Annotated in this window: 23 protein-coding genes; 11 read left to right on the forward strand and 12 right to left on the reverse strand. The window is 38.6% G+C overall.

All coding sequences use genetic code 11. The annotated features are described in order from the left end of the window. Positions 1-38: 38 nt before the first annotated feature. Positions 39-1,115 (forward strand): D-alanine--D-alanine ligase, encoded by a 1,077-nt coding sequence (locus EHQ31_RS02510; RefSeq protein ID WP_135569269.1) that lies wholly within the window; start codon positions 39-41, stop codon positions 1,113-1,115. Here EHQ31_RS02510 and EHQ31_RS02515 read toward each other — a convergent pair. From EHQ31_RS02515 to EHQ31_RS02535, 5 genes are read right to left on the reverse strand one after another with little or no spacing between them, the layout of a single operon-like run. Then, the gene (locus EHQ31_RS02515; RefSeq protein ID WP_135569271.1) at positions 1,057-2,457 is read right to left on the reverse strand and encodes a high affinity choline transporter 1; all 1,401 of its coding nucleotides are present in this window, start codon (positions 2,455-2,457) and stop codon (positions 1,057-1,059) included. The two genes, EHQ31_RS02510 and EHQ31_RS02515, sit on opposite strands and share 59 nt — an antisense overlap. Positions 2,458-2,460: 3 nt before the next feature. Continuing rightward, positions 2,461-2,736, reverse strand: coding sequence for an exodeoxyribonuclease VII small subunit (locus EHQ31_RS02520; protein WP_135569273.1), 276 nt, complete (start codon positions 2,734-2,736; stop codon positions 2,461-2,463). 9 nt (positions 2,737-2,745) lie between these two features. After that, entirely contained in the window at positions 2,746-4,023 is a 1,278-nt protein-coding gene (gene xseA, locus EHQ31_RS02525) for an exodeoxyribonuclease VII large subunit (RefSeq protein WP_135569275.1), read from the reverse strand. Further along, positions 4,024-5,133, reverse strand: coding sequence for an AI-2E family transporter (locus EHQ31_RS02530; protein WP_135569277.1), 1,110 nt, complete (start codon positions 5,131-5,133; stop codon positions 4,024-4,026). It abuts the gene before it with no gap. Positions 5,134-5,135: 2 nt separating this feature from the next. Then, on the reverse strand, positions 5,136-5,567 hold the full coding sequence (locus EHQ31_RS02535) for a hypothetical protein (protein ID WP_135569279.1): 432 nt from the start codon (positions 5,565-5,567) through the stop codon (positions 5,136-5,138). A gap of 90 nt (positions 5,568-5,657) precedes the next feature. On the opposite strand from EHQ31_RS02535, the gene EHQ31_RS02540 reads away from it, so the two are divergent. Genes EHQ31_RS02540 through clpA form a run of 5 tightly spaced genes read left to right on the forward strand, consistent with a single transcriptional unit; the run spans position 5,658 to position 13,262 of the window. After that, positions 5,658-6,293 carry a DedA family protein gene (locus tag EHQ31_RS02540; RefSeq protein WP_135569281.1) on the forward strand — a complete coding sequence of 212 codons (636 nt, stop codon included), beginning with the start codon at positions 5,658-5,660 and terminating at the stop codon, positions 6,291-6,293. Positions 6,294-6,325: 32 nt separating this feature from the next. Beyond that, on the forward strand, positions 6,326-9,475 hold the full coding sequence (locus tag EHQ31_RS02545; protein WP_135569283.1) for a PP2C family protein-serine/threonine phosphatase: 3,150 nt from the start codon (positions 6,326-6,328) through the stop codon (positions 9,473-9,475). A gap of 15 nt (positions 9,476-9,490) precedes the next feature. Then, the gene (locus EHQ31_RS02550) at positions 9,491-10,657 is read left to right on the forward strand and encodes a GNAT family N-acetyltransferase (protein ID WP_135569285.1); all 1,167 of its coding nucleotides are present in this window, start codon (positions 9,491-9,493) and stop codon (positions 10,655-10,657) included. Next, a complete protein-coding gene (gene clpS, locus EHQ31_RS02555) occupies positions 10,657-10,998 on the forward strand; it encodes an ATP-dependent Clp protease adapter ClpS (RefSeq protein ID WP_135569287.1) in 342 nt (113 codons plus the stop codon). The genes EHQ31_RS02550 and clpS overlap by 1 nt, the downstream gene beginning before the upstream one ends. Further along, complete coding sequence (gene clpA / locus EHQ31_RS02560) at positions 10,995-13,262, forward strand: ATP-dependent Clp protease ATP-binding subunit ClpA (RefSeq protein WP_135569289.1); 2,268 nt, start codon at positions 10,995-10,997, stop codon at positions 13,260-13,262. The genes clpS and clpA overlap by 4 nt, the downstream gene beginning before the upstream one ends. A 204-nt stretch (positions 13,263-13,466) precedes the next feature. On the opposite strand, the gene EHQ31_RS02565 is transcribed toward clpA, so the two are convergent. Both EHQ31_RS02565 and EHQ31_RS02570 read right to left on the reverse strand, forming a co-directional pair. Next, a complete protein-coding gene (locus EHQ31_RS02565; RefSeq protein WP_135569291.1) occupies positions 13,467-14,015 on the reverse strand; it encodes a hypothetical protein in 549 nt (182 codons plus the stop codon). Next, entirely contained in the window at positions 14,012-14,470 is a 459-nt protein-coding gene (locus EHQ31_RS02570; RefSeq protein WP_135569293.1) for a RidA family protein, read from the reverse strand. The genes EHQ31_RS02565 and EHQ31_RS02570 overlap by 4 nt, the downstream gene beginning before the upstream one ends. Before the next feature lie 155 nt (positions 14,471-14,625). Here EHQ31_RS02570 and EHQ31_RS02575 point away from each other — a divergent pair, with 155 nt between their 5' ends. Further along, entirely contained in the window at positions 14,626-15,069 is a 444-nt protein-coding gene (locus tag EHQ31_RS02575) for an Hsp20/alpha crystallin family protein (RefSeq protein WP_135569295.1), read from the forward strand. Between the two features lie 10 nt (positions 15,070-15,079). After that, entirely contained in the window at positions 15,080-15,484 is a 405-nt protein-coding gene (locus EHQ31_RS02580) for an Hsp20/alpha crystallin family protein (RefSeq protein ID WP_135569297.1), read from the forward strand. An 85-nt stretch (positions 15,485-15,569) separates the two neighbouring features. Here EHQ31_RS02580 and hisC read toward each other — a convergent pair whose 3' ends face one another. The 3 genes from hisC to EHQ31_RS02595 are packed head-to-tail and all read right to left on the reverse strand — an operon-like array spanning position 15,570 to position 19,557. Further along, a complete protein-coding gene (gene hisC, locus EHQ31_RS02585) occupies positions 15,570-16,637 on the reverse strand; it encodes a histidinol-phosphate transaminase (protein WP_135570917.1) in 1,068 nt (355 codons plus the stop codon). A gap of 31 nt (positions 16,638-16,668) precedes the next feature. Further along, a complete protein-coding gene (locus tag EHQ31_RS02590) occupies positions 16,669-18,171 on the reverse strand; it encodes a 2-isopropylmalate synthase (protein ID WP_135569299.1) in 1,503 nt (500 codons plus the stop codon). Between the two features lie 24 nt (positions 18,172-18,195). Beyond that, positions 18,196-19,557: a hypothetical protein gene (locus EHQ31_RS02595; protein ID WP_135569301.1), complete on the reverse strand. Its 1,362-nt coding sequence runs from the start codon at positions 19,555-19,557 to the stop codon at positions 18,196-18,198. On the opposite strand from EHQ31_RS02595, the gene EHQ31_RS02600 reads away from it, so the two are divergent. Further along, complete coding sequence (locus EHQ31_RS02600; protein ID WP_135569303.1) at positions 19,539-19,895, forward strand: VOC family protein; 357 nt, start codon at positions 19,539-19,541, stop codon at positions 19,893-19,895. The two genes, EHQ31_RS02595 and EHQ31_RS02600, sit on opposite strands and share 19 nt — an antisense overlap. Here the strand turns inward: EHQ31_RS02600 and EHQ31_RS02605 are convergent. Both EHQ31_RS02605 and EHQ31_RS02610 read right to left on the reverse strand, forming a co-directional pair. After that, positions 19,874-20,644, reverse strand: coding sequence for a glycerophosphodiester phosphodiesterase (locus EHQ31_RS02605; RefSeq protein ID WP_135569305.1), 771 nt, complete (start codon positions 20,642-20,644; stop codon positions 19,874-19,876). The two genes, EHQ31_RS02600 and EHQ31_RS02605, sit on opposite strands and share 22 nt — an antisense overlap. Positions 20,645-20,650: 6 nt before the next feature. Further along, complete coding sequence (locus EHQ31_RS02610) at positions 20,651-21,361, reverse strand: queuosine precursor transporter (RefSeq protein WP_100743024.1); 711 nt, start codon at positions 21,359-21,361, stop codon at positions 20,651-20,653. 143 nt (positions 21,362-21,504) lie between these two features. On the opposite strand from EHQ31_RS02610, the gene EHQ31_RS02615 reads away from it, so the two are divergent. Together EHQ31_RS02615 and EHQ31_RS02620 are read left to right on the forward strand one after the other, a co-directional pair. Further along, entirely contained in the window at positions 21,505-23,079 is a 1,575-nt protein-coding gene (locus EHQ31_RS02615; RefSeq protein ID WP_135569307.1) for a glycosyl hydrolase family 18 protein, read from the forward strand. A gap of 1 nt (position 23,080) precedes the next feature. Next, a complete protein-coding gene (locus EHQ31_RS02620) occupies positions 23,081-24,121 on the forward strand; it encodes an L-threonylcarbamoyladenylate synthase (RefSeq protein ID WP_135569309.1) in 1,041 nt (346 codons plus the stop codon). Position 24,122 lies beyond the last annotated feature (1 nt).

Raw genomic sequence — 24,122 nt, forward strand, 5'->3', positions numbered from 1 at the left:
ATATCTTCAAGTTTCTACAAAAGGAATCAAGTGATTTCATGATCCAAACCAAAATCGCACTACTTTTCGGAGGGATCTCCGGCGAACATATTATTTCCATTCGCTCTTCTTATTTCATTTTCAATACAATTGATCGGGACAAATACCAAGTTTGTCCCATTTATATTGACCAATCTGGTAAATTCTGGATACCGACAGTTAAAGATCCTCTGTATCCAGATCCGACCGGGAAAACCGATTCGGATTTTTTGAAGGAATTTTCTGCGCAAAACCATATAACAAAACCGTCAACGGGAGCAAGTTTACTCGAACATGGATTTTTAGCCGCCTTTTTGGGGTTACACGGTGGTGCCGGAGAGGATGGACGAATCCAAGGATTCCTCGATGTATTAGGGATTCCTCATACCGGATCAGGAGTTTTGGCTTCGGCTCTCGCAATGGATAAATACCGTGCTAATCTTCTCTTCCAAACGATAGGAATTCCCGTGGCACCTTTTGTGGATTTAGAAAAAGGAAAAACTGATGCTCGAAAAACGGTATTAAATCTTCCTTTTGATTTTCCAATTTTCATTAAACCAACGCTAGGTGGGTCTAGTGTAAATACAGGAATGGCAAAAACTCCCGAGGAAGCTATGCTTCTTGTGGATAAAATATTTGTGACAGAGGACCGAGTCCTCATCCAGAAACTCATCACGGGAACTGAAGTTTCCATTGGAGTATTGGAAAAAAAAGAAGGTGGAAAAAGAATTCCTTTTGCTTTAGTGCCGACTGAGATTCGACCCAAATCAGAATTTTTTGATTTTGAAGCTAAGTATACCAAAGGAGGAAGTGAGGAAATTACACCTGCTCCTGTAGGCGAAGAAATCACAAAAAAACTACAAGAATATACTTTGTTATGTCATGAAATTTTGGGATGTAAAGGTTACTCAAGGACAGATTTTATAATAAGTGATGGAGTCCCTTATGTTTTGGAAACAAATACACTTCCTGGGATGACGGGAACAAGTCTGATTCCCCAACAAGCAAAAGCTCTGGGGATTGATATGAAAGAGGTTTTTACCTGGTTATTGAGTCTTGCGCTTTCTTTGGAAAAAAATACATTCCCACTAAGATAGCGATAAGACTGGCAATGGTTCCATAGAAGTGACTTGTCATATCGTCACCGTATATTTCCAAAATTAGCCAGGTGACAATTCCCACAAAAAGAGAAAAGATGGCAGACCTTTCGTCTGCTTTTTGACTCATTAACCCAAATACCATTGGAATAAATAAAGTCACAAGAGAAATTCCCCCAGAATCTTCTACCAATGCATAAATAGAGGGTTTTCCTACTGCTAACAAAAAGGAAATCCCTGCAATGATAAGAACCGAAGTTCTAGAAAGTAAAAGGAGCTTTTTATCATCCATATTATTAAATGCGTATTTTAGAATATTCTCAGATAATATAGAAGAAGGTGCAAGGATAGCACCAGAGGCTGTGGAAAGAATGGCTGATATCAATGCAGAAAAAAATAATACTTGGATCCAAGGACTAGAAAACTTAGAAATCATAGTAGGAATCAGAAGTTGTCCAGTATCCGAATTTAAATCAAAATCTGGAAGTAAACTTTTGGCATGGAGTCCCAAAAATAAAGGAATCAATGCAAATAGTAAATAGAAAATCGAAGATAAGTAAGAGGCTGTGATGGCTACTTTTTCTGATTTAGCTGACATCACTCTTTGGAATATATCTTGTTGGGGTAAAGAACCAAATCCTACCACCATCCAAGCAGATAAATACAAAGTCCAAGCATGAAAATTAGATTCTGGAAAAAATCGAAAAAACCCATCCGGTTTTTCTTGGATGGAGGTCCAAATGGGTTTTACTTCATTTAACTCAAATAATACGATGACAAGTCCAACAACAATGGAAATGGACTGAAAAAAATCTGTTAAGGAAACTGACCACATTCCTCCTAGATAAGTATAAAATACAACAAGCAAGGCACCAATCACAATCGCTGTGAATTGGTTGATTCCAAAAAGAATTTGAACCATAATGCCTAGGGCCACAAATTGTGCAGCCACCCAGCCAAAATAAGAAAATATCAAGCAAATCCCAGCAATAAACTCCATCTTTTTTCCATAACGGTTTCTATAGAAGTCACCAAAGGTAAGAATTTGCATTCGGTAAAGATACTTAGCAAATATAAGTCCTAATAAAAAAAGACAAAGAGCTCCACCAAACGGATCTTGGATGACAGATAAAAATCCTCCTTTGGCAAATTCTACAGAAGAACCAAGGATAGTTTCACTTCCAAACCAAGTTGCAAAAAGAGCAGCAGTGGAAATCGGGAGGGGAAGGCTTCTTCCCGCTAAAATAAAGTCTTTTGAATTCTTAACTTTTTTGGCTGCATAAACACCAATGGCAATCGTTATGAATAGGTAACCAACAATGAATACTGCTTGGAAACTCATTCTTTAAAATAGATCTTCTTCCACGGGTATTGAAGGTGTATCATCCTTCTTTTTTTTGACAGTTGCTTTTACGGTTTCACCACTAGGTGCTTTTGATAAAAATTCAATTTTTGCTTCCGCATCTACAAGTCTTTCGGAACATACTTTTTTTAATTCTATCCCACGTTCGTAAGCGCTAATGGAATCTTCTAACGAAAGAGTACCTCTTTCTAATTTTTCAGCAATGTCTTCTAATTCGCGAAGTGCTTCTTCGAAGCTAACTGTTTTTTTCTCTGCCATTTTGAATTCCTAAATTTTTTCTTTTACTTCAACTAGAAGTTTTCCGTCAGTGAGGGTTACTTCTAAACTTTCATTTTTTGAAACTTTTTGAATGGATGATATAACTTGTTTGTTTTGATTCATTAAAACGGAATAACCACGTTTTAATGTACCAAGTGGCGAAAAATGATCTAACCTTTGTTCGGCGAGTGTGAATTTATTGTGGATTCTTTCTAAATAAGATTTCCAGTTCTGAGAAAAATAATCAAATTTTTGGAATTCACTTTGTTTACGAACTAAATAGTTTTTTCCAAGTAAAGAAATCTTTGTCATAAGTTCATCCAACTGTGTGGATCTGGATTCTATCATAGTTTTTGGATTTTGGAAAACAGGCCTTGTGGAAACACCCATCCATTTTTCCTTTCCCACTCGAATGACATTGGTTAATGCTGATTTTAACCTATCTTCCATTTCATCGAGTCGAATGAGAGTATCCGAAACATTGGGAATGGCAAGTTTTGCCGCAGCAGTAGGGGTTGGGGTAGTTGCATCTGCCGCAAGGTCTGTAAGCACACGATCAATTTCATGACCCACAGCAGAAATAATAGGAATTCGGGAGTTATAGTACGCCATCACCACTGCTTCTTGGTTGAAGGCCATTAAATCTTCAAAGGAACCACCGCCTCGTCCTGCAATGATCACATCTACTTCCCATTTCGGATCGTTGATTTCTCTAATGGCTTCTATGATTGAAGATTCTGCTCCATCTCCTTGTACTAAACAGGGAGATACTAAAATTTGAATGGAAGGATTTAGGTCTGTTGCAATGCGAATGATATCTTCGACTGCCGCTCCCTTGGGAGAGGTAACAATGCCCAGTCGTTTAGGAAATTTAGGTAGCGGACGTTTGTGTGTGGGATCAAAAATTCCTTTGTCGAGTAAGGCTTTTTTTAATTTTTCAATTTTGAGAAGGATGTCTCCCTCTCCAATCTCTTCAATTTTTTGAACCGTTAAACTGTAATAACCACCTGGTTCATAAACAGAAATCGACCCATAAACTAAAATTTCCATTCCATTACGAAGCGGTGTTCCCTTATAATTTTTGGCTTGGAAGGAAAAGAAGGCGCATTTAATGACACTCGTGGTATCTTTGAGTGAAAAGTAAATATGACCAGAACTATTGGTTTGGGAATGATTGGAAATTTCCCCTCGCACCCAAATGTTTTTAAATTCAGTTGAGTCTTGGAGTTTTGCTTTGATGAGGCGGTTCACCTCACTGACACTGAGAGAGGAGTCTACAAGTTCCATTTATAGATTTTGAAACCGTGTCTCTCTAAAGATTTTCCAAAAATCCCACAGGATTATGACAAGTGTTAAAGCCATTGGACCGATGATGATCCCAGCTACACCAAACTCTTGTAAACCGCCAATCAGGGATAAAAAGATTAAAAATGGATGTGTTTTTAATTTTTTATCTAAAATTTTAGGTTTAACTAAGTTTTCTAAAATCAAATAACTTGCCCCACCTGCGATCATAAATAGAATACTGCCAGTCCAATTTTCCTGTACAAGTCCAATATATAATCCAATGGGTAACCATACAACAGAGGTTCCGACCACAGGGATTAAAGAAAAAATTGTGGCAATGCTAGAAAGTAAAAATTTATTCGAAACGGAAGTGAAAAGTAACAAAACATAAATTAGGGCACCCTGGAGTAGAGAAATAAAAAGATTTCCCATCATTACAGTTCGAATGGCTTCTTCAATCCTTCTTCCTAATCGTTCTTCAATTTCTGTTGGAAATGGTAACAAAACAAAAAGTGCATGTTCCATCCGACTTCCTTCTTTATACAAAAAGAAAAGTAAAATAAAGGTAAAAAATGCATTGAAGATGATGGCACCAGGAACTTCAAATGACCCAAGTAAAAATCCGGATGAGTTTTTTAATAAACTATAAATAGAATCCAAGTTCAATATATCCATGTGTTGACCAACATATTCCCGATACATCAAGGGAAGTTTGATCCAGAAAAATTCATTCTCTGTAAAAAAATCTGTTAACATCGGACTGTTTAATAACAATGCCACAATCGATTCTTCTGTGAGTTGGTTTCTAATATAACTAACCAAATTTAAAGATTCTCTAATTAATGTTGATACAATCAGATACGAAGGAATAAAAACTCCGGCAAGCATTAAGATTACCATAATGTAAGGGGAGAGACCATGAAATTTGATACCTAAAACATTCTTTAGTTTTTTGTGTGTTTTCCTAGTCGTAAGATAAAATAATAAAGCAAGGAAACTTGCCCATAGAAATGGTTTGAATACAAAAAATAAAGTAAAACAAGTCCCAATAAATATGGCACTGAGTAAAAGATAAACTATGATTTCGTTTTTATTCTTTATCCAATTCATAATTAATAACTGGAATGTTTTTTAAAATAAAAACGAATATAACTTTTGGAAGTGCCACTATCTGAAACGGTAATGGAAAGAGATTTTTTGATAAATCCTTCCAATAAATAGGATACTTCTCCATTTTTTTCAGTTTGATCAATTAGTTTCCAATCCCCTTGTGCCGCTCTCGTTTCGATTCGTTTGCGAATGTTTTCTAAACTTTCCTCCGATTCCATTAGTAAACTTGCTTCTTTAGTATGAATGTGGCTAGTTTTGAATTCACTGGATTGTAAAAACTTTGGATTTTCTGGAAAGAAGGACTGAGGAAATGCAGGTGGCGCATTTGTAGGATTTCTAGAAACAATGATTTGATCAAAACGGTAGATTTCTGTTTGGGTCGTGGGAGCACAGGCCGAGAGAATCAATAGTAAAAATGGTAAAAATCGAAGCATTAGGGAAAGCAAATGTGAAACTAGTGATTCCTTCCATTCATTTTTTTAAATCTTTGTTGCCAATAGACAGGAAGGCATATCTTTTCCTTTGTGTTGGATTTTCTGCAGTTTGATACCTTTCTCGGTCGAATTTTGGAGTTACCACCCCTTGTACTTTGGGTATTTTTCTGTTTTTCCAATTTTTTGGAAAATGTGTTTCCCCCTTGGCCAGGAGATACAGTCACTATTTTTTCAGGATTTCTTTCTTCGAGTCAGGACTCACCCTTATCCCTTGTTTCCGTGGTTTTGGCTACCTATTTTGGGAACCTTCTTGGGGCCCTTGTGATGTATTTTTTTGGGGAAAGAATCCTCCAATTTCTAAAACGTTCTAAGTTTCCATTTTTATCAGCGCTTTACCAGGAAGAAAACTTACAGAAGACACTCGTTTGGTTTCGAAAGCATGAGATCGTTGTTGTTTTACTCTCCCGATTTTCCGCAGGAATTCGTTTCTTTGTCTCGATTGTAGCGGGAATGAGTAAAATGAACATCATTAAATTTGTATTATTGTATTCGATTGCCATTTCCCTTTGGTGTGGGATTCTTCTTTTGGGCGGTTCTTTGTTAGGATCTAACTGGAACCAAATCGTTGTTATGTTATCTTACTATAATCGAGTGATTGGCCTCGTGATTTTGTGTTTTATTTTATACTTTTTATACAAATTAAGAAGAAAAGAAATACAAAGTTGACATGATTTCTTTATCTGTTAGGGTTTTCACCCATGAACTCTTGGGGAAATATAGCGTTTGATTTTTATACATTCGGCTCGCTTGTCGGTGTTATTTTTACTTTTTACAATGCACAATTTTTTTTAACGGTGAAAGAAAAATCGGAAGCTACCTACCAGTTAGGTATGGGCACTCTCTGGCTTGGCTTATTTCATTTTGCTTACCTGATCAATTTTTCCTTTATGGGGCCATCTTCGGCTTATTTGCGTTGGCTTGTCATTATCGGTGCTATGGCAGGAGCCACTTATCTAACTAGCTTTTTCTTAAGTTATCCAGAAGTCTATTTTCCCCGGCTTAAAAAATATTTATTTCTAATAATGACCTCGATAGTCGTCACAGTTACCGGATATTTCGTTTATATTAGTTTAACTGCTGGTAGGTTATTCTTTTTTAGCGGACACTATTGGGATTTTCCTGTGCCCATATTTTATAAAGTGTATGCAATCATAGTTTTAGTATTTTTTCTTATTTTTTCTTTGGTTGCGATAATTCAGATATTTAAAATGCCTAAAGAATCTAGGTTTGCTTCCGCAAGTATTCTCATAGCATTTATTCTTGTCACCATCATCCCAGGAATTATGAATGCTCAGTCCAGAGACGGTGCTATTGGAAGAGGTATCTACCAAACGATTACGGATCTTCTACTTGTAGTTGGACTTTTTGTTGCCAATGTAGTATATATTAACAACACAAAGGATAAAACTACCATTATATCTCGAATAATTGGGATATCTCTCGCCTCATTTTTGTTAGTATTACAACTTGTTGCATATTCTGTGATCCAACAATCAGAAGCTAATTATGATATGGTGCATACAGCCAGAGCAAAAAACTATATTGCTGGGTTAGAAACAGATCAGGTTCCAAGTTTTCATTACACCTATGATACCAGTCTAAAAGAGTTTGTTCGAAAAAAGGGCTTTGAATCTACTTCTGTAGATCCAAAACATTATGAGTCAGAATATTGGAATTATTGGGCTTTGGAAACGATTCTTTCTTTTAAAGGAAAGAATGATTGGAAAGAAAATACGTTTCTTTTACTTTCTAAACTTCCAGAAACTAGCAAAGGTTATTCTGCGGAAATAGAACGACTTCTTAGTTTGGATACAATGAATAGCCCCGAGGCATTGATTCATGAATTAGAGTCCGAAAAAAGGAAAATTCTTTATACTAGAAACAAACTAAGAGAAATACAAACGAAAAAATTTTCAGAAAATGCTTCTTCATTCGTATCAAAGAAAGAAGGACCTCTTTCCGGTTTTTACGGTGCAGCTCGTGCAGTATTAGAGACGAACCTAACGGAAGAAAAAAAGTTCGAAATTCTAGATCAAATGTTTTCACCTATGCCAAATCATGGAGACCGGAACTACAGGGGTCGTGTCAAATTTGCGGAAAATAATCCCGATCATTCGTTTTATGTAAGTTATCTGGTCGTGGATAAAAAAAATGGCCTGATCCATGAAGTGGGATATCCTTATTTGGATTATAGGGAGTTCCAACACGAAGTTACTCTTCCTTGGATTATTGGTGTGCTTTCTTTAGCAGTTCTTGTGATTTTCGGCTATCGATTGTTCTTTCTTATTGCCTTAATTCGACCTATTGAACAAATCATCGAAGGTTTAACCGAAGTAAATTCTGGAAACTTAGAATACCGACTGACGGTTCATGTAGAAGATGATATTGGATTTATGGCAAGGTCTTTCAATCGGATGGTTCGTTCGATTCAAGCTGCCAGAAAAAAACTACAACAGTATGCAGAACAGTTAGAGGTTAAAGTACAAGAAAGAACAAAGGAGTTAGAAAATACCTTAAAAGAAGTCCAGTCACTGAAACACCAACAAGATGGTGATTACTTCTTAACATCTCTTCTTCTTCAGCCGTTCCATGCCAATCATGCAAATCACGATAATGTGCAAGTTGACTTTCTATTGGAACAAAAGAAAAAATTTACCTTTCGCCAATATGAAAAAGAAATCGGTGGGGATTTAAATATCGCAAACCAAATTTTTTTAAACAACCGGTCATACACTGTGTTTCTAAATGCTGATGCGATGGGTAAGTCGATGCAGGGGGCAGGGGGAGCGCTTGTCCTTGGTTCAGTTTTTGAATCGATCATCACAAGAACACAGCTGTTAAGTGAAGCAAGAAATACATACCCGGAACGTTGGATTAAAAATACGTTTTTGGAACTTCATAAAATTTTTGAAGGTTTTGACGGATCCATGTTAGTTTCTCTTGTTCTTGGCCTGATCGATAATGAAACTGGGTTACTTTATTTTATCAACGCTGAACATCCTTGGATGGTTCTATACCGGGATGGAATTGCAAGTTTTATTGAAAATGAACTTATGTTTCGAAAACTCGGAACCTCTGGTGTCCAAGGAAATTTATATATTAAAACTTTCCAATTGGAACCGGGCGACGTTTTGATTGCCGGCTCTGACGGTCGCGATGATTTACTCATCTCTCACACAGCCGAAGGAAAACGAGTCATCAATGAAGATGAAAGATTATTTCTAACAGTAGTGGAATCGGGAAAAGGGGAACTTGATAAAATTTATGAAGAACTAGCAAGTTACGGATCTCTTACTGACGACTTATCATTGTTACGTGTTTCTTATATCGAAGAAAAGGAAAGATATAAAATTGAAAAAGAACGGTTAAAAGAGATTCAGGCTCTCCTTTTGAAAGCAAAGGAAGCAAGCGAATCATCCGATTTACAAGAAGCAGTTGCCTATTTAGAAAAAGCCAATTCTTTGGAAGAGAACATTCCTGAAATTAAAAAGAAATTTATCCAACTCTATTTGAAACTGAAAGACTATGGAAACGCCAAAAAAATGGCCAAAGACTATAGTTTACTTAGGCCAATGGATACAGAAATTATGTACATCACCGCTTTTTGCGCAAGAAAAGTGGCCGATATCAAAACTGCCATTGATTTTGGGGAAAGGGTGCGTCTGCGTGATCCTAACCATGTCAAAAACCTAATCAATTTAGGACAAACCTATCTGGCCGACAAAAATCTTTCCCGTGCTGAAAATATCCTAAGTTCTGCTTTGGAATTAGATCCTGAAAATCCTAGTTTGCAAAGGTTACTCGACCACATTCGGAAAAAACAAAATAAACAAGATGTTGTGAGTTAGAGTCTAAGGTCTACATTGAATGAAACGTTAACGATAAAAATTTCCCAAAGTTTTGGGGACTTTACCAAGGAAGAATGGAATCTTTTGGTTCCTCCTGATTCTGTCTTCCAAGAATACGAATTTCTATCGGGGTTAGAAACCGCTGGTTGTATTGGAAATTCGGATTGGATGCCTGTGATTTTCTCTGCTTGGCAAGCTGGGATTCTAGTGGGTGTCCTACCTGCCTACCTTCGCCGGGATTCCTATGGGGAATATATTTTTGATTTCCAATGGGCCAATGCCTTTCACAGGGCAGGAATACCTTATTACCCGAAACTGACAGTGGCAGTTCCATTTACACCGGTGACGGGTTCTAGGATTTTAATTTCCGCCAATTTAAAGGAAGAGGAAAAAGAAAATATAAGTTCCCTGCTTTTACAAACTCTTTTGGAGTATGGAAAGGAAAAAGAAACTTCATCAGTTCATATTTTATTTTGTAAAGAGGAAGAACAGAAACGGGGAATTCAAAATTCTTTTGCACCCAGGCTTTCCCATCAATACCACTGGTTTAACAAAGGTTTTGCGAATTTTGAAGAGTTTTTATCCACTCTTGTCAAAGATCGTAGAAAAACGATCCGCCAGGAAAGGAGAAAAATTTCTGAATCAGGTCTTACCATCCAAACACTAACAGGTGATCAAATTACAGAAGAACATGCTCATATTTTTTTCCAGTTTTATCAGGATACTCATTCCAAAAAATGGGGACAGGCCTATTTAAATCGAAAGTTTTTTATAGAAATGCATCGGAATTTTAGGCATCGTTTGGTGTTAGTATTGGCAAGCGACCATTCGGGCAAACCAGTAGGTGGGAGTTGGAATGTATTCAGGGATGGGTTTTTATTTGGAAGGTATTGGGGAGCCCTGGAACATATACCCAATCTGCATTTTGAATGTTGTTATTACCGATTGATTGATTTTGCCATAACACATAAAATGGAACGAGTCGAAGCAGGCGCACAGGGAGAACATAAATTCCTTAGGGGATATGAAGCGGTTCCTATGTATAGTTTGCATCATATTTACAATGAACAAGGCAGGGCAGCCATTGAGTCTTACTTGGAACGTGAGATTATGATGGAGCGGGAAAATATTTCCGCATACAATTCGCAATCTCCTATCAAATCACTTAGGGAGGGCAACTGATGTCAGATCCAAAACGTAAATCTTATACCGATATGAACGTAGAACTTCTCGAAAGAGAAAAACAAAAGAAAAAGCTAAAAAAACCGGATCGGTATAAAGTCATTCTCATCAATGATGATTACACTCCTCAGGAATTTGTAGTTTTTGTACTAGCCAATGTATTTCGGAAATCAATGGAAGAATCTCGTCAAATTATGTGGAAGGCTCATACATCGGGCTCTGCGGTTTGTGGGGTGTATTCATTGGACATTGCTCGGACAAAAGTAGCTGAAGTACATAAACTCGCAGATGATGCGGGACATCCATTACAATGCCAATTGGCAAAAGAGGAGGACGAATGAACCTTTCCCTTGATTTAGAAAAAACCTTAGAACTTGCCGGTAACGAAGCCAGTAAATACCATCATGAATTTATTACCCTGGAACATTTATTATATGGACTTACCTATAATGAAAAAACCAAGGAAGTTCTCGTCAATGTTGGTTGCGATTTGGACCTTCTTAGAAAAGAACTGACAGAATACTTTGAAGAAGATTTATCCACCATTGCCGTTCCTGATTTAAAAATCCAACCTCGTTACACAGTCGGTGTTCAGTTTGTCATACAATTTGCTGCCTTCCATGTGCAAAATTCCGGCAAGGAAGAGGTGGATGGAAATAACGTACTGGTGGCACTGTTTCGAGAGGAAGATAGCCAAGCCTTCTATCTTCTCGCCAAACAAGAAGTCAACCGACTGGATGTAATAAAATACATCTCTCACGGAATTAAAAAAGATAAAGAAGCAGACGAACCTAATTTTGCCGAAGAAACCGATGCGGAAGAATTAGAATCCGGATCTAAAAAATCTGCATTGGAAAAATTCTGTGTTAACCTTACCGAAAGAGCCAGGTTAGGAAAATTAGATCCTTGTATTGGTAGGGAAGTTGAAATTGAAAGAACCATCCATATCTTATCTCGTCGTCGTAAAAATAATCCTATTTTTGTTGGCGAAGCGGGTGTTGGAAAAACATCAATCGTGGAAGGAATCGCCGAAAGAGTGATCAAGGGTCTTGTTCCGAAAAGTTTACTGAATTTAGAAATTTATTCTCTTGATATGGGACTTGTGATGGCAGGAACCAAATTTCGTGGGGAATTTGAAGAACGTTTGAAGGCCATCTTACAAGAAGTAGTTGGAAAACCTGAACGTATCATTTTTGTAGACGAAATTCATACCATTGTTGGAGCCGGTGCAGTCTCTGGTGGGAGTTTGGATGCATCCAATTTGATGAAACCAGCCCTTGCCAACGGAGAACTCAAATGTATAGGAACTACTACTTACAAAGAATATAAATCCATCTTTGAAAAAGACCATGCACTTTCTCGAAGATTTCAAAAGATTGAAGTCGCAGAACCTTCCCGAGAGGATGCGATTGAAATTTTAAAGGGATTAAAACCCAAATACGAATCTTTTCACGGAGTTACCTACAGTCCCAAAGCCATCGAAGCTTGCGTGGATTTATCAAGTCTTCACCTGAGGGATCGTTTTTTGCCGGATAAAGCCATTGATTTAATGGATGAGTCAGGCGCCTTTGTAAAGTTACGTGACGAGAAAAAAGAAAAGGCCAAAAAACAAGTTGGGATCTTAGAAATCGAATCCCTTGTGGCAAAAATTGCAAAAATTCCTGAAAAAACAGTCAAAGCTGATGACAAAAAGAAATTAGAAAATTTGGATTCGGAAATCAAAACTATAGTTTTTGGTCAGGATCATGCCATCGAACAAGTGGTAGATGCCATACATTATTCTCGTTCGGGTCTCAGCGACGAAGGAAAACCTATTGGTAGTTTTTTATTTGTTGGCCCTACTGGTGTGGGCAAAACCGAGGTGGCCAAAACTTTGGCAGAAAAAATGGGAGTGGAGTTTCTTCGTTTTGATATGAGTGAGTATATGGAAAAACATTCTGTATCTCGCCTCATTGGTAGCCCTCCAGGATATGTGGGTTATGACCAAGGCGGCCAATTGACTGATGCCATAGCTAAAAATCCCCACTGTGTGTTGTTATTCGATGAAATTGAAAAAGCCCATGAAGACATTTATAATATTTTGTTACAGGTGATGGACCATGCCACACTCACCGATAGCACAGGGAAAAAAGCAGATTTTCGAAATGTGATCCTTATCTTAACCACAAATACGGGTGCCCAGGAGAGTTCTAAACCGCTCCTAGGATTTGATACCGACAGGTATGATGACCGTTCCCTTAAAGCAATCGAAAGAACTTTCACTCCGGAATTTCGAAACCGACTCACTGCGGTTGTGGAATTTGGTGCTCTTTCTATTCCGGTGGTTGAGCTTGTAGTCAAACGTATGTTTCGAACTTTGCAAACTAAAGCCAATGAAAAAGGCATTCATTTGGAACTTTCAGACAAAGCCGTTAGGTATTTGGCAGAAACGGGATATGACAAATCAATGGGTGCAAGGCCCATCCAACGAATCTTAAATACCGAGATTGGAAAACCTCTTTCTAAAAAGATCCTGTTTCAAAAGGAAAAGGGTAGTAAATATCTTGTAGATGTAATTGAGAAAAACGGAAAAGAAGTTTTGGAAATTCTGGAAGTGAGTGGTTGAGGAATTTTGAGTGAATCACAGTATAACATTGAGAATCAAAAGAAATTTTTCTTAAAAGGATATAAGTATAGTTTTTATTGATTTTGCTATCATAGACTCTGTAAAAACTAACTTATCCTTTGTTATTGATATTTCATAAAAACTGCCATTACGTGTTAGAGGGACTAGATTCATCATCAGTCCCTATTGCAATATTATTTACTACTAGATCCTACCCAATACCTCATCTTCTCTTTTAAAGGTGAGGTATCCAAAAATAAATGCTCCTAATAGAGATCCTAAAAATAAATAAAATGGAAAACCAAGGCCTACTTCTTCAGGTTTTACAAAATCATAAAAATACCTTTTGGGATCTAAATATCCCCAAATGACAAAAACAACAGATACCATCTGACATGCAAAAAACCAAACTCTTGTCCAAGCAGATTTCCAAAATCCTAAAAAGAAAAAATTAAGCAGGCTTAGTAAAATAAACACTGAATTTAATTTTGGCCCAAGAGAAATGGATTCTTTGTTTTCAAAAAAACGAATTTCATAAGAAAACCAAGGAAGAATTGAGAAGATAAGTTGCAAAAACAAAAGAATAAAGAATATTTTATCAAAAAAAAGTTTGCTCTTCCAATAGCGAAATAAGGAAAGAAAAATTCTTTTGGTTAAGTCCCACCAAGCTAGAGTTAACTCTGGGACAAACAAAATTGAATCTTTTAAGAATTGTACCAGATTAAAAAATTTAAAAAAAATAGAATTTGTCATTCTACTTCCGCTACCATTTCCAATTCCACACTAGCATCTAGTGGTAGAGAACTTACACCAATAGCAAAACGCGCATGTTTTCCTTTTTCGCCAAAAATAGCTGCAAGTAGTTCTGAGGCTCCATTGGCAACTAAGTGTTGTTCGGTGAACTCTGAAGTCCCTGAAACAAAAACTCCAAGTTTAACAATGGATTTGATTTTGTCCAAAGATTGAATCTGTAGTAGGATACTTGCAAGCGCATTAAGAACACATTGTTTGGCCTCATCCTTCGCTTCTTCTAGACTTAAATCTTTTCCCACCTTCCCAGTTTTCCGTAGTTTTCCTGCTACAAGGGGGAGTTGTCCGGAGGTAAACACTAGGTTTCCTGATCGTTTGGAAGGAATATAGGCAGCCAGTGCAGCCGGGACTGGGGGAATTTCTAAACCCAATTGTTTTAGCGTATCTTCAATGGACATCGCTTTCCAGGCTAGTCAGGCGTGCTTTATGGGACAAAATTTTTTTTAAAAAATCCTATAAAATATAAAACATTCTTGACTGTTGGCAGTCGAATAATTAGAGTGCTAATGAAAATAGCAGTCGAAGCTATTGATTGCTAAAGAGGAGATTGAGCATGTTGTTTCGAATTTTAGACCCACAAACCAAAGCAAATCAGTTCTGGAGAGACTTTGACAGATTGAACGATGAGTTGACTCGTTCTATTTTGGACAGCCAATTTGGTTCTGCATCCAATTATCCTCCAGTAAACGTTTACACCAAGGAAGATGAAGCCCTTGTGACTTGTTTACTTCCAGGAATTGAGACAGACCACATCGACATTAACGTAAAAGACAATTTACTCTCCATTCACGGTAGAAAAAAAGCGGAGGAACTTGCGGAAGGAACAGAAGTCCACCGTCGAGAGATTTATAATGGAGAATTTCATAGAACCCTTGAATTACCGTTTCGAGTGGATCAGGAACATGTTTTGGCAAAATATTCAAATGGAGTTCTTAACATCCATCTTCCTAGAAGGGAAGAAGATAAACCTAAAAAAGTTTCTATCATAGCAGGGTAAGGAGAAAGGTATGAATACACTCACAAAAGAAATCAAACAAGAAGTTACAGAAGCTGTTGAGGGGAAAGATCAAAAATCGGCATCGAATGTTCGTGTCTATTCACCTAATGTGGATGTTATGGAAACAGAAGAGGCAATTTTATTTCGAGTAGAAATGCCTGGAGTAGATCAATCTTCTGTAGAGATTTCCATCGAAAAGGACCAATTGATTTTAGAAGGAAAGTTTGTCCCACCTGCAGAATCAAGAGGCCAAGTGCGCCTTGCGGAATACAAGGAAGGAAATTACTTCCGAAAATTTACGATTGGTAAGGCAATCCATTCAGACAAAGCTATAGCTAAAATGAAAAACGGAATTTTGGAATTAACCATTCCCAAAATGGAACCTAAAAAAACAAAAATCGAAATTCAGAAATAAAAAATTCTCTTTGGTGTTTGGTAAATCTAAAGTGAATTTAATTTCGGGCCCGGTTCATCTATAAAAGATGTGCCGGGTTTTTTATTTAAATGAGCGTAAGAATAGTTCCTAATAGTTTTCCATTTTCTTCTGGGGTTCCTATGGTGATACGAATATAGTCTTTGGAGATTCCCGTAGAAAAATACCTAATGAGGATGTTCTTTTCTTTTAACTGTAAATACAAACTTTCTGGTGAAACACCTGACTTAGGTTTGCAAAATAAAAAATTAGTAGAAGAATTGGGAATAGTAAAACCAAGTGATTCCAATTCTTTTTTTAGTTTGGTTCTTTCTGAAATGACAAGAGTTCGTTTTTCCAAAAAATATTCTTTGTCTGCATAAGAGGCTTCTGCCACAACTTGTTCCAAAATTCCTACATTATAAGAATCTTTGAGTTTGCGAATCCAAGAGATCACTTCGAGTGAACCTACTAGATACCCCACACGGAGGCCAGCAAGAGCATAGGATTTGGAAAATGTGCGAGAAACCACTAGGTTCGGATAGTTTTTAATTTCAGGCACCAAACTAGAATTTGGTTCTGTAAAATCAATGTACGCTTCATCGGAAAGAACAATCCCGTTAAAATTTTTAACTAAATTTAAAAGTTTATCCTTTGGTTCTTCCACACCAGTCGGGGCATTGGGATGAGCAAAACAAAGTAACTTTCCCTGTTCCTTTCCCAAAGATTCAAAATCAAAATGTAAGTCGGATTGTAATGGAACCGCTTTGTATGTTGCTCCCACCATCATTTGTTCTGTTAAAACAGGATAAAAGGAATAGGTTGGGTCAGGTGCCACAACAACATCACCTGGTCCTACGAGAGCTTGGAATAACAAACGTAAGGCTTCGTCCGATCCATTCGTGACCAAAATTTGGTCCGGGTCTAAGTCATAATCTTTTGCGATAAGTTCCTGTAATTTCCGGGAGTGGTAGTTTGGATACTTTCGCAAAACACCTGTTTGGATCACCTTTTCTACTGCTTCTTTGATTTTTGGAGAAGGTGGGTAGGGGTTTTCGTTGGTATTGAGTTTGATGGTGGAGGCACTAAGGCCTGGTTGTTCTCCAGGCGTATAAGGTTTAAACGCTGGTAGTTCCCTTCGCACCAGGGTATCCATTGAAAATTTTGTATTTGGAATAGTCACTGTTTTATAACCGGTTTAAGGCATTGATATAAGCTTTGGCACAGGCTTCAATGATGTCTGTGGAATCACCTTTCCCAACAACCCGACGTTCCCCTTCTTCTAAAGTGACTGAAGCTTCTGCCATTGCATCGGTGCCTTCGGTTACAGGAGAAATTACGAGCCTAGAAAGGAGTGGCGAAAGTCCTGTCACTTGGCCAATGGCTTTAAAGATACTGTCCACTGGACCGTCGCCATGTGCCTCGCCTTCTTTGACCTCACCCTTGATTTGCAAAGAGATTTTGGAACTCGGAGTTTTGTTTGATCCCGTATTTTGTTCAAATGAAATAAGTCGATACTTTTCATCCACTTGGGATCTGCTGATCTCTGCTTGGAAAAGGGCAGCGATGTCTTCATCAAAGACTTCCTTTTTTTTATCAGCAATCTCTAAGAACCGGTTGTAAGCATTGTCAATTTCTTCTGGTTTTGGATCAAAACCCATTCGAATGACTCGGTCCTTAAAACCGGCCCGACCAGAGTGGCGTCCAAGAACCATACGATTGGATTTGAGTCCTACGGATTCCGGAGTCATAATTTCATAGGTTTGTCTGTTTTTGATCACACCATCTTGGTGGATTCCTGATTCGTGCGCAAAGGAATTGGCTCCCACAATGGCTTTGTTAGGTTGGACAACCATTCCCGTGATGGTTTTTACCAAATGAGATCCGCGAGTGATGAGAGTGGAATCAATTTTTGTTTCTACTCCGAAAGCATCCTTTCTTGTTTTTAGAGCCATCACCACCTCTTCCATAGCAGTGTTTCCTGCTCTTTCGCCAATCCCGTTAATGGTACATTCAATCTGACGACCTCCTGCAAGAACGGTTGCGAGTGAATTTGCGACAGCAAGTCCTAGGTCGTTGTGGCAGTGTGCAGAAAATATGACTTTGTCAGCACCTTTCACTTCCTTTTTTAGGAAACGAAAGAGATCCATATATTCTTGTGGTGTGGTATATCCCACTGTGTCTGGGATATTGATGGTAGTGGCACCTTCTTCAATGACAGCTTCGACTAACTCGCGTAAGAACTCCCATTCGGAGCGAGTGGCATCTTCCGGTGAAAATTCTACATCGGTAACAAAGTCCCTTGCCATTTTTACAGCAAGTCTTGCCATCTCTAAAACTTCTGCGGGAGACTTGCCTAACTTGTGTTTCATGTGGATGGGAGAGGAGGCAATAAAAGTATGAATGCGTTTTTGTTTGGCAGGTTTTAGGGCATCCCGAGCCGCCTCTAAATCGGGACGCAGGGCACGGGCCAACCCGCAAATGACTGGGCCTTCAATTTCACGAGCGATTCGTTCGACTGCTTTGAATTGTACAGGTGAGGAAACTGGGAATCCAGCCTCAATGATATCTACCTTCATCCGGGCTAGGTGTTGGGCAATCTCCACCTTCTCATCTTCGCTCATGGCAGCCCCAGGGCACTGCTCTCCGTCCCTTAAAGTAGTATCAAATATGCGTACGTAATCTTCCATCTACTTCCAGATCATAGGTTCGCTTCACTCTGTCAAGTGCGTATGGAATGCCCCTGTGATCCAATGGTATGGATTCCCATGTTTGTCGACAGGAATCGGAGTCCGGCTGCCTTCACTCCAAAACCGAATGGGTTTTTCTAAGTGGTAAGGAACCTTGGTGTCGGTGATGTTTGAAAAGTATGTCTTGGTTTCTCCTCTTGGTTGAGGGAGAGTTAAAAGGACGCAGGTAAGTCCTAAAACCAATCCAAAAAAAAGATTAGGATTTCCTTTTTGGATCGTAGCACTGACCACCCAAGTAACCCCGAGAAGTCCAAAAAACAAAAGAGGAAACAAATACCGGATGGGATAAGGATGGAGGTAGGTGAACCTACCTACGACGAGTAAAAGTCCAACAAGGACTGGAAAGAAAACGATGAGTAAATGGCGGTTTAGTTTGGGAAACTTAGGAAATAATAGAAGCCCGAGTCCCATTAAAACAAGAATGGACTTTCCTTGGTAAAATATATGTTTAGAAAAATCCCAAAGGTAAGTCACCGAAAGCTGCAAGATTTCCTGAGGATTTCGTTTGGAAAGGTAGGCAAATAAAATCTGGAAACTACTAGGAATGGATACAATGGATTTCAGTTCTAAAAAGACTAGTTCGCTAAAAAGTAAAAAAAGAATGGCCAGGATCCAAAACCGCTTGGTTCGAAAGTAAGAAATTCGTACAGAGTATGGTAACTCGTCGTCCCAAATGCGAACCACAAAAAAAGAAATCACTCCCACAGCAAAGGAAAATCGATCGGAAATATAAAGAAATGAAAAACCAAAGTAAAAGAATAGAACTATGGGAAGTGGCAACACCGAAGAAGGACTAAAATTCCTTTTTTCTCTCTCGTTTAACAAACAGTATAGATATAGGGAAAGCAAAAGGGAAAAAAAGAAACCCGTGCTATGGTGTGCTCCCGAAAGAAAATAAACTAGCGGGAGAGGTCGATCACTAAACGAGAATCCCAAAAGAGAGAAAAATATAAAAAGGATTTCAAAGAGATAGAGAAATTGGAATGACTTTGTTTGGTTTGTATACTTCGATAGAAAAATAAAAATTCCAAATAATACTAAAGCCATTTGTATCGTTCCATAAACACTAGGCAGATACAGAAAAGGAACGACCGGATAAAGGAATAGATACAATAATAGATCAGGAAAAAAATAGGGAGATGGGGGTAGATACCAATGTCTAATCCCAAGACCAGAAACTAAATCCTTTAGAAACAAAGGAAGATACAAACTATCTGCCGAATGTAATGGTTCAAAATAGATAGTTTCGCATAACAAAAAGTTAACGAAAGTAGAAATTGAAAAAAATAAAAAATAGGAAAGTATGGATGGAGAGCGGGACAACATTCGATTTACAATTTTACTCTTTGAACTTAGACGGAGGAGAAAATACTGGCCTTCCTGCTCGTTTTTACCAATCGTTTTTAGGCGGGACTCTCCTAAAAGAAAGTTTTGGGCATTCGGAATTGAAACTGACTTCTGGTGAAACCATAGTATTCTCTAAAAATACAGAACATTGCCCGGTTCGCCCAGGAACCATCACCATTCGCTGTGATCACTCCATAAAGAACCATCCGCAATTTTCCTCTTTGAAGTTAATCGAGCAAGTTCCAGGGAAAAATTATTCCTTATGGGAAGACCCTTGGGGGAACTGGGTTTGGATTTATTTTACAGATTCTAAATAAGAGGCCAATTGGTCTGGATAGTCTGTGATGAGTCCGGCCACACCCGCTGTTAGTAACTCCTGCCATTCTTTTTCTGTATTGGTAGTGTAAGGAATCACAAGGAGAGACTGTTTTTTTAGGCCTTCCACAAAATCTTTGGAACAAGCAGAAAGATGAGGCAGGATTAAATCTGGTTCATAATCCATATAATTCTTGTTTAGCGAATCTCCCTTTTCTACTAGAAGGCCACGTAGTACTTCTGGTTCTTCCTGTCTTATGAGATTTACAAGATCCCAATCAAAACTACTCACCCAAATTCGATTTGTTAAATTCCATTTCCGAATGAGTTTCACAAGAGCAAGTGCGAGTGCCTTTCTCTCTTCTGGATTCCCTTCACTTTTCATTTCAATATCAAAGACTGTGGTTTCGGGGAGAGTCTGGATAACCTGAGAGAGTGTCGGAATTTGTTCCCCTTCAAAGGCTTCTTCAAAAAAACTTCCCGCATCAAGTTCTGCTAAATCGCGGTATTTATATTCAGAAACCTTTCCTTTTCCATCAGTAGTGCGGTCTACTGTAAAGTCATGTATGACAACAAGTTCGCCCGAGGCACAAAGCATCGTATCCAATTCAAAAAACCTTGTCGACTCCGCTCCCACAAGGAAAGAAACAAGGGTGTTCTCGGGAGCAAGGCCACGAGCCCCCCTGTGGCCAATATTGGCTGGCTTATTTCCTAAAATGGATTTGAGTCTTTCGATTCTTGGTTGGAACAATTTGTATTACCCTGGTTGGATGGTGGACTCCAAACCTTCTTCTTCCATTGCCGCATGGAACATTTGTTTTTTCAAACTTTCTCCTAAATAACGATCAATATAGATATGGATGGCATAGAGAAGTGGTGTGATGAGAATGGCCACTCCCAATTTATAAAGAAAGTTTGTGTTGGCAATGGAGACAAGTTTAGAAACAGGATGGTATTTTCCAAGAGCGATAAAAATCACCACATAAGAATCGATGAGTTGGGAGATGACAGTGGAACCTGTAGCCCGTAGCCAAATATGTTTTCCTCCTGTCTTTTTACGAAGGAAGTGAAAGGTATTTAGGTCTATCATTTGACCAATCACATAAGCAATGATGGAACCAAGAATCACAAGACCCGAATTGGCAAACACACGTTCGAAGGAGGCATCATCGATGGGCGACTCAGGGCTTGCAGGAATTTGGATATCAATCACAATGAGGAGATAGGCAAATCCAATCATCACCATACCAAGAAACGTTGTGGCACGAACCACTTTTCGACCATAGTATTCATTCAAAAGATCTGTGATGATAAAGGTAACAGGAAAAGGAATAACCCCCATAGTCATTGTGAATCCAAAGGCAAAAAATAATTTACTACCTGTGAGTTCCGCAAGCAGGAGAAAGGTGAGAAAAAAACTAAGAAGAACCGTATAAAGAATCACTGGTTTTTGTTTGAGAAGGTGCATTGTATCTTTTTCCTTTCTTTTTAATTTCGACTAGGAGAGATTCCTGCCTAAAAAATTATGGGATGAGAAATAGGTAGTGAGTTCTTTTAATAATCTCTACTCTTTTTTTATCATACGATCGATAATCATACTAGAAGTAATTTATGTCCGAATCTGAAAACCCATCCACATCCAAACGTCCGCTGTCAAATGCAGCTAAATACACACTTTTATTTGCCTCTTGGGTGTTTCTTTCCACAATTTCCTTTTATTTAGGAATGAACTTAATCCAAAACGATGGAACTGCTCTTGTTTTAAAAGATACTGCCAAAGTGGGAAATGCCAATCCTAGTGTGGTGGAAGCATCCACTCCTTCTCTCGGAACTCCATCCGAGATGGAAACCAAGGAAAACGGTGAATCCCAAACCACTACGGAAAACCCAGAGGAATCTGTGGAACTTCCTGGTTTTGTTCCTGATGATAACGTGAGTTTTCGTTCTTCCGCTTGGTCAACAGATTGGACTGCCATGAAAAAAACGGTGCATCTCTATAATGAAATCCATCCATTTATTTATACGATGAAAGGTGGGCTTTCCAATAATGGAGAACTCATTTCCAGTTGGTCGAGTACTTCGAGAAAGGAACGAGTCCAAGAACTTCGTGTTTTAAACCCAAAAGTAAAAATCATACCTACCATCTTTCGTTGGGAAAACCCAAAAGAAAAAATCCAGGAAAACATTGGGATGGGGGGACGTAACGACATCCGTGACCACCACATCCAAGTCATCGTAAATGAAATTATGACTTATGGTTATGATGGGATTGATATCGATTACGAAGGAATGTCCTGCGATAAAAAAGAAAAGTTTGAAGAGTTCTTTGTTTTACTAGCACGTGAAGTTCATAAAAAAGGAAAACTCATTTCGGTGGCGGTTCATCCCAAAACTCCAGCAGAAAAAAGTAAAAAGAAAGAACTCCAATGCCGTGGTCTTTCTAAACCAATTGCACTTGATTTTCGTGAAAATTGGAGAGGGCCAACCACCCATGACTATGCCTTCCTTGCCAAACATGCTGACCGCGTGAAGATTATGGCTTATGAACTCCATCCAAGAAAGTACCATAACCCAGGACCTGGACCTCAAGCACCTAATGTATGGCTGAAAGACATCATCACTTACGCGAAAAAAAGAGTGCCAACTCACAAACTTTATATGGCAATCCCAACTTACGGATATGACTGGGCTCTGAATTGTAAGGCATCAGCCAAAGCCATTTACCATTCGGATGCACAAAGGATCAAAGCGGGGACTCATAAAAATCGCCAACCAACTGATATCAATCGCATCTTAAACGAAGAAAACAAAGTAGCGAATTGGAAAAACTTATCTAAGTTTGCTGACATCCATAAAAACCGTGCTTACGAAGATCCTTCCCTTTGGTATACGAGTGGTGGTTGTGACCGAGTGGCTTTTTATATGAACCGCAGGGCCTTCGAAGAAAAAATGACACTTCTACGCAAATACGATTTAGGTGGATTTTCCTTTTGGCAACTTGTGACAGACAATGATCCTGAAATCAATGTCTATTTGAGTAAACTTGTCCAAGGACAACTCCCTCCTGTAGAAAAAGCAAAAGAGGAAGAAGAACCAAAAGAAGATACAGCAGTACCTGCCAATGATACAAAAGAATCATTGAAAGTATCCGAATCGAAATCCAAATCAAAAACAAAAAAGTTTTAAAATGAAAACCTTAATCTCTTCGGATGTACGTTTGCTTGCGAACCTCATCCAAGAGGGAAAGGTGGTGATCTTTCCAACAGAAACCGTTTATGGGATTGGAGCCTCTACAAAAAACGAGGCTGCCTGTCTCCGCGTTTATGAAATCAAAGGCAGACCCAAAGACAATCCCCTCATTGCCCATTTTCATTCGATCGAATCCATTGAAGAGGTTTGTGTACTAAGTGAAATCGGTAGAAAGATACTCGAAAGATTTTCACCGGGTCCAATCACACTCATCCTTCCCAAAAAAGATAAATCTTTATTTCCCAAAGACTTGGGCACTCTCGCTGTGCGGATTCCTAAAAATCCAGATATTCGGGAATGGATTCGGCTTACGGGTGGGCCCGTATCTGCGCCTTCTGCCAATTTATCTGGGAGACCTTCCCTGACTAAACTAGCAGATGTTGTGCGATACTTTGATGGGAAGGTAGATGGAATCTTATTCGCAGAAGAGCCAAGTTACGGAATTGAATCCACGGTGGTGAGCCTTGTGGGTGAACATCCCACTTTACTTAGGCCTGGTTCCATTGAATCCGAAGAGTTAAAAACTCTCCTTCCCGACCTTGTGGTTCCGAATCCTTTGGAAAATTCTCCCGCACTCTCTATGTCTTCTGTCCCATTAAGTCCAGGAACCAAATACAAACATTACGCACCGTCAGCCCAAGTGCTTTTGGTTTCGACGGAGGAATTCATTCATAGTTTAAAAATTGGATTTGATCCCAAAGACACTGCTTGGATTGGTTTTTCTTTCTCGGAAAAAGCTCTCAATGGAAAGCTGACACAAGATACAGAGAAAACTTACACTAAAGAAGAAGAAAGTTTCTCGGAATTCGATCATTTCTCTATTGTTTCGACAAACGAAGAGTATGCGTCCAAACTTTACGCATTTTTTGAAGCCTGTGACCTTTCGAAAATCCAAACCATCATCTGCGAAGCACCAAAACTGGGCCAGGGATGGGAAGGTTTACGAAACCGTTTGGAAAAGGCAGCCCTTAAAAAATAAC

The sequence above is a fragment of the Leptospira montravelensis genome (genome assembly GCF_004770045.1).
GTDB classification, from domain to species: Bacteria; Spirochaetota; Leptospiria; order Leptospirales; family Leptospiraceae; genus Leptospira_A; species Leptospira_A montravelensis.